The sequence below is a fragment of the Thiocapsa bogorovii genome (genome assembly GCF_021228795.1).
GTDB classification, from domain to species: Bacteria; Pseudomonadota; Gammaproteobacteria; order Chromatiales; family Chromatiaceae; genus Thiocapsa; species Thiocapsa bogorovii.
In genome coordinates this window covers 2,977,343-2,989,747 of sequence record NZ_CP089309.1, presented here as the reverse complement: position 1 = coordinate 2,989,747, position 12,405 = coordinate 2,977,343, and the positions used below count along the sequence as shown (strand labels likewise).

Genomic DNA, 12,405 nt, shown 5'->3' with positions numbered 1-12,405 from the left:
GATCAGAGGTATCCCGGCGCGCAGGAGAAGAGCGAGTAGCGGCGCAACCCCATTGCCTTTCGCACCCGCGCCTCGGCCAGCTCCACCGCGGCTTGGCGCGGCGTGATCGCCCGCGCCCTCGCCGTCTCGAGCACGATGCGGGTGTTGCGCCGGACCTTCTCCTCGATCGCCTGGAGTGCCGCGGTTTCGGTCGCACCGCGCAGCTCCATGGCCGCGCAGATCACCCCGCCGGCGTTGGCGATGAAGTCGGGGACCACCAAGACGTTGCGCGCATGGAGCGCCCGCTCGGCCTCCGCGGTGAAGGGGATATTGGCCCCCTGCACCACCAGCCGCGCCCGGAGCCGGTCCACGTTCGAGGCGTCCACCACGTCCGGGCGCGCCGCCGGGATCCAGACATCGCAGGGCAGACCGATCACCGCGTCGCGATCGAGTCGTTCTCCCCGCGGATGGTCGGAGACGCTGCGGCCCTCCTCCTTCAGCTGGATCAATGCCGAGACCTCGATGCCTTCGGGGTCATGGATCGCGCCCTGCGAGTCGGCAGCGCCGACCAGGACAGCGCCGGCATCGGTCAGAAAGCGCGCCGCATTGCGTCCGACGGCGCCGAAGCCCTGGACCACGACGCGTGCGCCCTTCAGCGGAAAACCGCCATGCTCCAGAGCGACCTCGGTGGCCTTGAGCAGGCCCCAGCCGGTGACGCCGATCTTGTCGAGCGGGATGCCGCCGATCTCTTCTGGCAGACCCACCGAGCGGCCGATCTCGTCCCTGACCCAGGCCATGCATTCCTCGTCCGTGCCCATGTCGGGGCCGAAGATATAGTCCTCTTCGGTACGCAATGCCTTGGCGAAGGCACGGATCAGCGTCTCCTTGCGCGCCTTCTCCATCCGAGGATCGCCGAACAGTACGGACTTGCCGCCACCGTGCGGTAAACCGGCGGCCGCGTTCTTCAGCGTCATGGCGCGGGCAAGTCGAAAGCACTCCTCGACGCTCACGTCCTCGGCCATCCGAAGCCCGCCGATCGACGGACCGCAAGCGACGTTGTCCACGACCAGGATGCCGCGCAGCCCGATCGACGGCTCGTAGACATGCAGGATTTTCGCGGGGCCGAGCGTGTCGGCAAAAACGAAGCAGTTTTCCACGGTACCCCCGAAGAATCGACGCAACACCTGCTGCTCATACACAAAGCATAGGCCAGGCGGGGCGATCGGGGGAGTGCATCTCGAGGTCGGTCGTTGAAGCACGGCGCGGCGATTGGAGGTCCGATTCCGGTCTTTCGGCCGATACGTCGCACGCGTTTCGGGTTAATCTGCGGACGATTCATGGAAGCAGACTCGCACTAGACCCGTGCCCCATCACGCCCCGACAACCGAGCCGCCACCGACATCCGGCATCGATTCGCTCATCGAGCGCTCGCTCCTGCTCGACCTGGAGACCGGGCCGGACGGCGCCATCCACAAGATCGGGGCGATCAGACAGGGGCGCGAATTCCGTCGCCAAGGGAGATTCGATCCGGCACGTGCACTCGATGACCTGGTGCAGTTCGCAGGCGATGCGAGCTTCGTGATCGGTCACAACCTGCTCGGACACGATCTGCCGACACTGCGGGCCCGAGCGCCGAGCCTGGACCTGCTCGGACGGCGCATCATCGACACACTCTATCTGTCCCCATTGGCCTTTCCGGCGCACCCCTATCACCGGCTGGTCAAAGACTACAAGCTGGTGCGCGACAGCATCGCCGACCCGGTTCAGGACTGCCGCCTGGCCGAGCAAGTCTTACGCGAACAGTTCGAAGAGCTGGCCCGGCGCTGCACCATCGGGATTGCCGACGAGACCTCGCCCATCAACTCGGGCACGTCGCCGGCCGAGGCTGTAGCGCGGACAAGCGCCGGGTGGACAAGCGCAGCGCAGTCCACCAACGCCAGCGCCGGTGAAGACCTCGGTGGACTTCGCTCGCGCTCGTCCACCCTACCGGCCAGCGTCACGAATACCTCCGCGGGCGAGGGCGGAAAAGGCGAGCGCGACCTGATCCGGGTCTTCCAGTTCTGTTTCCGCGGCGCGACCCTGCTGGAAGCCAACGCCACGGGCGGGGACGGACTGGCCGCAATCTTTCGGTTGCTCTCGGGCGACCTGCCGAGCGTCACCGAGGTGCGCGAGACCCTGCTGACCCGCTGGCGGGACCGTGCCTGCTCGAGCGCCGCCCCGTGCCTGATCCTGGATCATCTGGCGAATCCCGACCGCCGCCCGGTCCTCGCCTATGCCGCGGCCTGGCTTCAGGTGGCCGGCGGTAGCTCGGTGCTTCCGCGCTGGGTGCGGCATCGCTTCCCGGCGACGGTCACGCTGCTCAAGGCCCTGCGGGACACCCCCTGCGAGGACCCGGGCTGCCCCTGGTGCCGCGAGGTGCACGACCCGCGGGCGCAGCTCGAACGCTGGTTCGGCTTCGACGCCTTCCGCGCCGAGCCGCAGGCGCAGGACGGCGGGAGCCTGCAGGAGCGCGTCGTCCGGGACGGCATCGCGGATCGCTCGCTGCTCGCGATCCTCCCGACCGGCGGCGGCAAATCGCTGTGTTTTCAGTTGCCGGCCCTGGTACGCGCGCATCGACGCGGCACGCTGAGCGTCGTCGTCTCGCCCTTGCAGGCATTGATGAAGGACCAAGTCGACAATCTGGTAACGAAGACCGGCGCAACCAGTGCGGCGGCCATCTACGGCCTCTTGACCCCGCCGGAGCGCGGCGACGTGATGGAGCGTGTTCGCCTCGGCGATATTGCCTTGCTCTACATCTCACCGGAGCAGCTGCGCAACCGATCGGTGGCGGACATGCTGGCCAGCCGCGAGATCGGCTGCTGGATCTTCGACGAGGCCCACTGTCTGTCGAAATGGGGCCACGACTTCCGCCCCGATTATCTCTATGCCGGGCGTTTCATTCGCACGCTGGCCGAGCGCCAAGACGTGCCGATCCCGCCCGTGGCCTGCTTCACGGCCACGGCCAAGCGGGACGTGAAAACCGAGATCCTGGCCTATTTTCGCGAGGAGCTGGGTCTCGATCTGGTCGATTACGCGGGCGGCGTCGAGCGTGACAACCTCGAATTCGTGGTCCAGGTCGTCGGTAAGCACGAGAAGGACGCCCGGATCCACGCCATCCTGACCGAGCACCTCGGCGCGCCGAGATCCAGCGAGGATCCAGACCCGACCGGCGGTGCGGCGGTGGTCTACGCCTCGACGCGCAAAGGGACCGAGACCCTGGCCGAGCGCCTGAGCCGCCAAGGCTGGGCGGTCGAGGCCTTCCACGCCGGCGTCGACAAGCCGGAGAAGAAGCGCATCCAGGAGGCCTTCGTGACCGGCGAGCTGCAGGTGATCTGCGCCACCAATGCCTTCGGGATGGGCGTGGACAAGGAGGACGTGCGCCTGGTCGTGCACGCCGACATCCCCGGCTCGCTCGAGAGCTACATCCAAGAGGCCGGGCGCGCCGGGCGCGATCGCAAACCCGCGGCCTGTGTTCTGCTCTACGACGAACAGGACATCGAGCGGCAGTTTCGCATGGAATCCTTCTCCGAGCTGTCGCGCCGCGACATCGCCGAGATCCTGCGCGGTGTGCGCCGGGCCAAGCGCGACCGCGACGGCATCGTAGTGGTCACCAGCGGCGAGCTGTTGCGCGACGAGGATCTCCGGCTGGGCTTCGATCCCGAGACGAGCGACGCCGACACCCGGGTACGCATCGCCATCGCCTGGCTGGAACGTGCCGGCCTGGTCGAACGCAACGAGAACCGCACCTTCGTCTTCCAAGGCCGCCCCGCGGTGGCGAGCCTGGAGGATGCCGAGCGGAAGATCCGCGGACTGGGCCTCTCGGCCGCCCAGGGTCGGCGCTGGCTGGCGATCCTGGAGGCGATGCTCAACACCGAGCCGGACGAGGCCTTCACCGCCGATGAGCTGGCTCGCCTGCCGGCCTTCGTCCGCGCCGCGGACGGTCAGGCCGGTGCGCCAGATTCAGTCTCGGCGCCGGTCCCGTCCTGGGATCGTGGCGACACCCCGTCGCAGCGCGTTCTGCGGACGCTTCACGACATGGCAGGCGCCGGCCTCCTGCGCGACGGTCCTCAGCTCACCGCCTTCGTCAGCCACAAGGTCAAGAACCATTCGGCCTTGGTCCTCACGCGTGTGGCACGTCTGGAGCGCGCGATGCTGGATGCCTTGCGCGAGCAGGACCCTGACGCGCAGACCGGCGTCTGGCTGCCGCTCTCGCTACGGCGTCTCAACCAGCATCTCCTCGATCAGGGCCACGACAGCAACCCCGAGACCCTGCGCAACCTGCTCAAGGGCCTGACCCTGGACGGTCGCGGCCTGGCCGGCGCCCGCGGCAGCCTGGATCTGCACCAGACCGACCGTGACCATTACCGCCTGCGCCTGCATCGCGATTGGCGGACCCTGTACCGCACCGCCGAGCGCCGTCGCGCCGTGGCCGACCGAATCCTCAAGACCCTGCTGGCCAAGCTCCCGGACGACGCTCCCGCCTCCGGCGAGCTGCTGGTGGCCTTCGGCACCGACGAGCTCACCCGCGCGCTGCACGGCGATCTGGCCTTGTCCGCCGAGCTGCGCGACCCGCTCGCGGCCGCAGAGCGCGGCCTGCTGTTCCTACACGAGCACGGCGTCATCATCCTGCAAGGCGGATTCGCGGTATTCCGCTCGGCCATGACACTGCGCCTGCTCCCGCAGGCCAAGGGACGACGCTACAGCGAGGCCCAATATCAGCCGCTGGCTCAGCATTATCGCGAGCGGGTGTTCCAGATCCATGTCATGAACGAATACGCCAGGCTGGGCGCGGAGAAGATCCGCCAGGCCCTGAGCCTGGTCACCGGCTATTTCACGCTCGGCAAGGAGGCCTTCGTCAAGCGCTGGCTCGCCGACCGCCGCGAGCAGCTCCTGCGGGCGACGACCGCCGAGTCCTTCTGTCGGATCGTCGATGATCTGGGCAACCCCGAGCAGATCGAGATCGTCGCCGCCCCCGAGGACGGCAACCGTCTGGTGCTGGCCGGACCCGGCTCGGGCAAGACCCGCGTCATCGTCCACCGGTGCGCCTATCTGCTGCGGGTGCTGCGGGTGCCGGCGCATCGCATCCTGGTCCTCTGCTTCAACCGCGGCGCGGCGCTGGAGCTGCGCCGCCGGCTCGCGCAGCTGGTCGGGGACGACGCCCGCGGCGTCACGGTACAGACCTACCACGGCTTTGCGATGCGCCTGACGGGGCGCTCCTACGCCGAGCGTCTCGCGGCGGCCACCGATGCCGCGCCCGACTTCGACGGTCTCATCGCCGAGGCCGTGGACCTACTCGAGGGCCGCGTGGACCTGCCCGGCATCGGGCCCGACACGGCGCGCGAACGCCTCCTCGCCGGTTATCGGCACATCCTGGTCGACGAATATCAGGACATCGACACGGATCAGTACCGGCTGGTGGCGGCCATCGCCGGACGGAACCAAGACGAGGAGAAACTGACCCTGATCGCCGTCGGGGACGACGATCAGAGCATCTACGCCTTCCGCGGCGCGAACCTCGACTGCATCCGCCGTTTCAAAGAGGACTACGCCGCCGAGCTGCATCATCTGGTCGAGAATTACCGCTCGACCGGCCACATCGTCGCCGCCGCGAACGCATTGATCGTGCACAACCGCGAACGGATGAAGCGCGACCATCCGATCCGGGTCGATCGGGGTCGCGCCACGCGGGCCGCCGGCGGGCGTTGGCAGGACCTCGACGGCCATGCAAAGGGACGTGTGCTGGTGCTCCAAGTGGCCGATCCGGCGCGCCAGGCCGCCGCGCTGGTCGCACGCATCGAGGAGCTTCGGCGCCTCGGCGGTCACGACTGGTCGGACTTCGCCGTCCTCGCTCGTCGCCATTCCATCTTGGAGCCGGTCCGTGCGCTCTGCGAGCACAGAGACATCCCGGTCGACTGGCCCGGCGACCTACCGCCCCTGCACCGGGTCCGCGAGATCGACACCTTCCTGAGCAATCTGGCACGCCATGCACGCGAGCCCCTGAGCGCCCGGGCACTCTCGGACTGGCTCCCGGAGCGCCCGAGCCCTTGGCGCTCCGTCCTGCAACGCCTGATCGGGGATTGGCAGGCCGAGGCGGGTACGACCGAGGTTCCCGCCGTCGAGATCGCCGAGTTTTGCTACGAGACCCTCGCCGAGCAGCGCCGCGAGCGCCGGCTCGGCGAGGGTCTGCTGCTGACCACGCTGCACGGCGCAAAGGGGCTCGAGTTTCCTCATGTCCTCGTCGCCGACGGCGCATGGGATCCGGATCCGCACAACGAGGAGGAGCGCCGCCTCTTCTATGTCGGCATGACACGGGCAAAGGAGACCCTGACGCTGATGGCGATCGCCGGCAGCCGCCACCCGTACCTGGCCGAGATCGAGGGCGATTGGCTGGTCAAGGTCGAGCCTTTCGTGGATCCCCCGCCCGCGGAGGTCATCGGGCGTCGCTACACGCGCCTGTCACCGGCGGACCTGGATCTCGGCTATGCCGGGCGGATGTCCCCGGATGCGGCGATCCACGCTCATCTGGCCGCACTCGGCCCGGGCGACGAGCTGCGTTGGGAGCAGGTCGGCCAGGACACGCTTCTGCTCGACCAAGCCGGCCATCGCATCGCCCGCCTGTCTAAACGCGCGGCGGCCCGTTGGCTCCCCGACATCGATCGCATCGAGCGGATCCGCGTCCATGCGCTGATCCGCCGCGACAGCCGACAAAACACGCCCGAGCATGCGCAGCACTGCCGCTCGGAGCGCTGGGAGGTGCCGCTGGTGGAGATTCGCTGGCGCGGGTCTTGAGGCCGGTTCAGCGTCGCGGAAGCCCGGTGTGAAGCCCCGTTTGATGTCGAATTGCGCCTAAACCCGCAGGGTGGACAAGCGCAGCGCAGTCCACCAACGCCGGCACAGACCTCGGTGGACTTCGCTCTCGCTCGTCCACCCTACGGCGCTTGTCCGTCCTAGTACCTCGTTCCACCTTATTTTGCGTGCTCAGCGAGGCGAGAAGTGTTCAGCGGCTAGGCGCGCGAGTGAAGGAAGAGTGACCCTCTTTCAAGCTCGCGCAACAACGACGCTGAACGCTTCTCGCCTCGCCCCCTTCGGGAGCCCCCCAAAGGCGCCAGGGCAGCGTTACAGCCCTTGGAAATAGCACCCACTATTCCCCGCGGTCTGTGCCTTGCCCTGACGCCTTTGGGGGGGCTCTGAGCATGCAAAATAAGGTGGAACGAGGTACTAGGGCGCGTGCCCGCTACCGACTCGACGCCTTGCTCCACAGACGCTGAAGCAGTGCGCTTTGCCGCACGAAGGCATCGGCATCTTCCGCATGGACATGGAGCGCCCGGACGACGGCGTCCGGATCCTCGTCCGCGATGACTGCGATCGCGTGGGCCAGCGCCGCGTTATCGAGACCGCCGAGATCCGGGCGTCGACGTCGCCAGCGCTCGAGGACGCGCCGGCGCGTGGGCTTGATGAGATGATCGGCCTGTCCGTGTCTCCAGTGAAAGTCGCCGCTCGCGTCCAAATGCTCGAGGAGATCGCGCCGGTCACGGGTTGGCACTGGCTGTAGCGGTCCGAGCCGAGCACCCGCCGACCAGGTCCAGGCGAGCAGACACAAGGCACCGGAGATCACCGCGTAGGGCGCGGCGGACCAGACCAAGGCTCCGATCCAAGGCATCTTGCGATCGTAGAGCAGCCAAACGCTGCCGCCGGGCGCGAGATCGACGAGGTATGTCATAAAGAGCGCGTGGTCGTGCTCGCCGATCGCCGCGTTGGTCATGAAGCGATCGTCGGCGAGCACCGTGAGTGATCCGTCGCCCACGGACAGTCGCACTAAACGCAGCCGATCGCCCGCGATAATCGCCGTTTCAGGCTCCTGCTCGCGCATCGTCAGCAGAGAGCGTTCGGTCGAGAAGGCCACCCGGAGCGGGCGCTCCGGATCTCCGACCTGGATCTCGGCGAGAACCTCGGTTCGATCATCGGCTGCGTTCCGATCCGCGTTCTCGGCGTTGGGGCGGACCCCGTACCCGGCGATGAGGTCGCCCTCCTCCGCAGGCCCCGCATTCGGATCGCTCGCCGTGACCACCAGGCGCCCGCCGTCCCTCATCCACTGGTCGAGCGCCCGACGGCGCTCGGGCGCGAGAGCGCCCGTGTGTCGCACGACCAGCGTGTCGGTCGTGGGCGGGAGATGGCGCAGACGCTCGCGCCCGCTCTCGCTCGACACCGGGATCGCCAGACGTGCGAGAAAGCGCTCCGCCGCGAGGAGGGGGTTGCGCACGGTCTCTTCGGAAGGGCCGATTTCGATCTCCAGGGTCCGGCGCTCGAGCTGACTCAGGACGGCAGCGATCAGGGCGACGAGGATCAGGATCAACCCGGAGACCACCAACCTGAGAACGCGGCGCTCAGACGTCACGAGACGGTCCCGGATCTCGGGTCGGTCCGGTCGCAAGATCCCGCGCACGACACCAGTCGTCGAGCAGTGCGATGAGCTCGGCGCCTGAAGGCTGCCGATGCGCGTAGGCGACGCGGCTCCAATGCCCGGTCAAACGGGCAATGAGACCGACGCGCGGGGCCGGCAAGATCTGCGCTGCCATTTCCAGAGCATCGCTCTCGGTCGCACCCGAGGGGATCGCGACACCCTGCCGAGCCAGCTCGGCAAGGCTCGCGCGGTACAACAAGGCGAGGGCCGCGCGATGCTCGCCCCTGTCGATCAAGCGGCGGATACTCGCCGTGATGTCCTCGGGAGACGGCTCCGCGCCGAGATGCTCGAGCGGGACCGCCGGTCCGTCTCCATCTCCTCGCGATCCGCGTCTCGGCCTGCGCCATCGGAGCCGCGTTCGCGTCATCCCTTGAATGACCTTGAGTGCCAGCCAAACGAGTGCCGCGAGCGCCAGGACGAACAGAGACCATTTGAGTATCTCGGCAAGCGTCACTGCCAGCGAGCCGAGCGCGCTCGGCCAGATCCAGCCCTCGACAGACTCGGCCGGGTCGCGCTCGACCGGCAGCCAAAGCGTCACCTCTTGCGTACTTCCAAAATCATCGGCCGCCAGGATCTCCCGGATGAGAACCTGCGCTTCGCCCGGATCGAGAGCGGCATCGAGGACGGGGTCGCGCGGTGTGGACGCGTCGGCGGAGGTGCTCGGCAAGGACAGGATCACGATGGCCAAGAGACCGGCCAAGGTCAGGCTCCCGGCCGCCCGGGCGGCCGCATCCTGCTCGTCGCGCGCGCGGCGAAAGGCAACCTCCAGATCCCAGGCCTCCAGCTCGGTGCGACGGGTCAGATAGAGGGTGAAGCCGGCGCAAACATAGAAGGGCGCGATCACCGAAAAGGCGAGCAGATAGACCGCGGCGCTGATCCAATAGACCGGGGAGTCGGACTCGGTGACGGCAGCGGTCAGATCGAGACGGGGCAGCTCCTCGGGGACCAGGAAGACCAACGCGAGCAGCACGCCGCCCCAAAGAATGGCCTCGAAGTGATAGCAGATCAGGGTCAGCCAGGTCGGTGCGCCGATGCCGTGGCTCAAAACCGCGCGACGGCGCCGAGCCGGAGCACCGGTCAAACCCTCCAAGAGCGTGACCGGCATCAGAAAGGAGCGGCGAAGTGCCAATCTACGCCAGAGGAGTAAGGGCAGGATGTGTCGCGTCAAGGCCGCCCGAATGATGCCGACACGCTCGGCACGTTCCGGACGCTCGCCGAGAAGCGCACGACCCGCCCAAGACTGCAGCGGCGCCTCGTACAGCGGTTTGCACCACCAGACGGCGACCAACCAGAGGTCCGGTCGTCCACCGGTCAACACCGCGAGAAGCAAAGCGAACGGCAGCGCGGTCATCCACCAAAGGATCCAGAGCGACACGAACCACTGTCGCCCCAGCGCAAAGCCCAGATCGACTCCCTCCCAGGGGCGGCGCGGACGCAAACGCGCACCGATGGCGTCAATGCGCATGGTCGCTCGCCCGTCCGGCCAGCGCGAGATAGACCGCAACCAGGATCCATCCGAGGACACCGACGCCGTATTTCAACGCCGTCGGCGCAGGCCCGGCCGACCAAAAGGCCTCGATCACTGCGGCAAAAACCAGCAGAATCGCTGCACCGCCGACGAGGATCACGGCATCGCGTGCGTTCGCGCGGAGTGCGGCGAGTCGGGTGCGCTGCCCGGGGGCCAAGAGTGACTGTCCGAGGAGAAGTCCGGCCGCACCGCAGATCGCGATCGCTGTCAGCTCGTAGGGTCCGTGACCGCTGACGAAGGGCCAGAAGGTGGCGCCGTAATCCAAACGGGTCAGGTGTCCCGCGACGGCGCCGATGGACAACCCGTTGATCAGCAGGATGACCAGGCTGCCGAGCCCCAGGATCAGGCCGCCGGCGAAGGTGCGAAAACCGATCCCGACGTTGTTCATCACATAGAAACCGAACATGGCCACATCCGTGTCCGCCTGCCGCTCGCCGCCGCGTCCCGGCATGTGTCGAGCAGGGTCGTAGAGCGATTCGAGATCCGCGACCTGCTCGGCATCGAGCACGCTGTAAACGAGATCCGCATCCTGATGAACCGCGATCCCCATCCCGATCATCGGCAGGAAAAACAGCGCCGCCGCGATCCAAAAGACCGTCGAATGGCGACGCAAGGTCCGGGGAAACCGCAGGGCCATGAAATCGAGCATGGAACGCAGCGGGGCGGACCGTCGCCGATAGAGCTGGCGGTGACCCCGCCTCACCAGCACCTCGAGCTCGGCGATCAACCCAGGGCTGTAGCGCCGACTGCGGGCCAGCGCATAGTCGCTGCATAACCGTCGGTGCAGCTGCGGAAACGATGTCAAGGCCGGGGCATGTGCTCGCCGTTGCCGCGGGTTCTCGAGTGCGTCGAGCATGGCGCGATAGTCGGTCCAGATCGGCAACGCGGCGGCCTCGAAGGCGTCCTGTTTCATCCGCGACCCTCCGGCGCCCCGCGGGCGAGCCATGCGGCCCATGCGTTGAGCAGCGCGACGGCGGCCCCACCCCGTGCGCCGACGGTGCCCGCAAGGATCTCGGCCAGCTCGATCCGGCGTGCTTCGGAAATGGCATGACCGCGTTCGGCGAAGGCCAGGATCGCCTGTTGCGCCTCGAGCGGCAGACCGGCGGGCGGGGCTTGCGGTTCGACCCGCGTGATCTTCGGTGTCTTCGGCGGCGTATCGGCATAGACCACCAGGGTGCCGGCGGCCAGATCGCCGAGACGGCGAAAGTCGCGATCCACGAGCATACTGACGAGTCCGACGCCGTAGAGCATCGGGAGAAAATCCACGGCACGGAGCAGATTGCGGATCAGGGACGCGGGCAACCGCACGGGTGTCCCGTCGTCATGGACCACCATCAGGCCCATCAGTCGCTTGCCGGGCGTGGCGCCGCTGCGCACCTCGAAGGCCACGGGATAGAGCCATTCGAGCCCGAAGACGGCGAGGAGGATCAGCCCGGTGCCGAAGCCGGAAAAGGCCGCGAGCGGCATCACGACAAGCAAGAGCGCCAAGCGAACCACGATATCCAAAAGATAGGCGATGGAGCGCGGCGCGGGACCGGCAACCCGCAGGGCAAGATCGACACCTTCCGGGGTTTCGTGAAGCCGAACGGTATCGATGGGAGGCGACATGATCCGTTCGGGAAGTGGGATGAGATTGGAGGACCGCGAAGATCGGGCCCGGTCAGGCGACGCCCGGCTCCCCGGCATAGAGCGCGAGGGGGAAACACTCGGTAATCAGGATCACCGGGCGCCTCTCGATGATGATGCGATAGGTTCGGCATACAGCGCGGCGGCCGTCCGAATCCACCTCTATGCCGACGTCTAAGACCTCGCGATAGCTTTCCAAACCACTGTCTCGAATCAACACACCGATGCCGATCTCGCGATCGATCAAGCGCTGGCGGAAGCCGGAGGGAATAAACTCGGTTCGAATCAGCGAAAACGCTTCGGCAAAATTTCGCCCCGAATCCGTTCCGCGCAACCGCGCATCGCGGATCAGACAGCGATCGCCGGGGGCGACATGGATCGCGGGAACGGTCTCTTCGGCGGTCTCGAAGCGCTGCTCGAGTGTATCGACCGTGACCGGCTCCCAAAAATAGGCCTCCAGGATCTTGGTCACGGTGCCGTCCGTTACCAAGAGCGCACGCAGGAAGGGCGGTAGCGTCTTCAGCGACACCGGATCCCCTGGAGGTGCGGCAATGACGCCGTCGCGGACAAACCCATCGCAGCGGAACGAGGCCTGCGCGGATCGCGCTCCCGGTTCTTCGACCGAACGACCGTAGTAACGGCGCATCTGCATCTCCTTCGGGCCGACAAGGGCGGTCGCACGACGGGGCGTCGGCATCATCGACCGAGCGCGATTCTGCCCCACAAGGGTGCGGCGTTCCAGCTCCGGGGTTCCGTGACGCTCCATCTCGAT

The 12,405-nt window shown here is 67.3% G+C and carries 7 protein-coding genes; 1 reads left to right on the top strand and 6 read right to left on the bottom strand.

The annotated features are described in order from the left end of the window. Window positions 1–2: 2 nt before the first annotated feature. Window positions 3–1,178, bottom strand: coding sequence for a Glu/Leu/Phe/Val family dehydrogenase (locus LT988_RS13545; protein ID WP_232406097.1), 1,176 nt, complete (start codon window positions 1,176–1,178; stop codon window positions 3–5). Window positions 1,179–1,341: 163 nt separating this feature from the next. On the opposite strand from LT988_RS13545, the gene LT988_RS13540 reads away from it, so the two are divergent. Further along, entirely contained in the window at window positions 1,342–6,807 is a 5,466-nt protein-coding gene (locus LT988_RS13540) for a RecQ family ATP-dependent DNA helicase (RefSeq protein WP_232406096.1), read from the top strand. 445 nt (window positions 6,808–7,252) lie between these two features. On the opposite strand, the gene LT988_RS13535 is transcribed toward LT988_RS13540, so the two are convergent. The 5 genes from LT988_RS13535 to LT988_RS13515 are packed head-to-tail and all read right to left on the bottom strand — an operon-like array spanning window position 7,253 to window position 12,279. After that, window positions 7,253–8,413, bottom strand: coding sequence for a DUF4350 domain-containing protein (locus tag LT988_RS13535; RefSeq protein ID WP_232406095.1), 1,161 nt, complete (start codon window positions 8,411–8,413; stop codon window positions 7,253–7,255). Continuing rightward, window positions 8,403–9,944, bottom strand: coding sequence for a DUF4129 domain-containing protein (locus LT988_RS13530; RefSeq protein ID WP_232406094.1), 1,542 nt, complete (start codon window positions 9,942–9,944; stop codon window positions 8,403–8,405). The genes LT988_RS13535 and LT988_RS13530 overlap by 11 nt, the downstream gene beginning before the upstream one ends. Continuing rightward, window positions 9,934–10,920, bottom strand: a complete 987-nt coding sequence (locus LT988_RS13525; protein ID WP_232406093.1) for a stage II sporulation protein M — start codon at window positions 10,918–10,920, stop codon at window positions 9,934–9,936. Before LT988_RS13525 ends, LT988_RS13530 begins: the two co-directional genes overlap by 11 nt. Next, the gene (locus LT988_RS13520) at window positions 10,917–11,615 is read right to left on the bottom strand and encodes an RDD family protein (protein WP_232406092.1); all 699 of its coding nucleotides are present in this window, start codon (window positions 11,613–11,615) and stop codon (window positions 10,917–10,919) included. The genes LT988_RS13525 and LT988_RS13520 overlap by 4 nt, the downstream gene beginning before the upstream one ends. A gap of 52 nt (window positions 11,616–11,667) precedes the next feature. Further along, complete coding sequence (locus LT988_RS13515) at window positions 11,668–12,279, bottom strand: chorismate--pyruvate lyase family protein (protein WP_232410585.1); 612 nt, start codon at window positions 12,277–12,279, stop codon at window positions 11,668–11,670. Between the last annotated feature and the right edge of the window lie 126 nt (window positions 12,280–12,405).

Coding starts and splice junctions, on each gene's coding strand:
- LT988_RS13530 (WP_232406094.1), bottom strand. CDS start 9,944: ATGCGCATTGACGCCATCGGTGCGCGTTTGCGTCCGCGCCGCCCCTGG.
- LT988_RS13525 (WP_232406093.1), bottom strand. CDS start 10,920: ATGAAACAGGACGCCTTCGAGGCCGCCGCGTTGCCGATCTGGACCGAC.
- LT988_RS13515 (WP_232410585.1), bottom strand. CDS start 12,279: ATGCGCCGTTACTACGGTCGTTCGGTCGAAGAACCGGGAGCGCGATCC.
- LT988_RS13520 (WP_232406092.1), bottom strand. CDS start 11,615: ATGTCGCCTCCCATCGATACCGTTCGGCTTCACGAAACCCCGGAAGGT.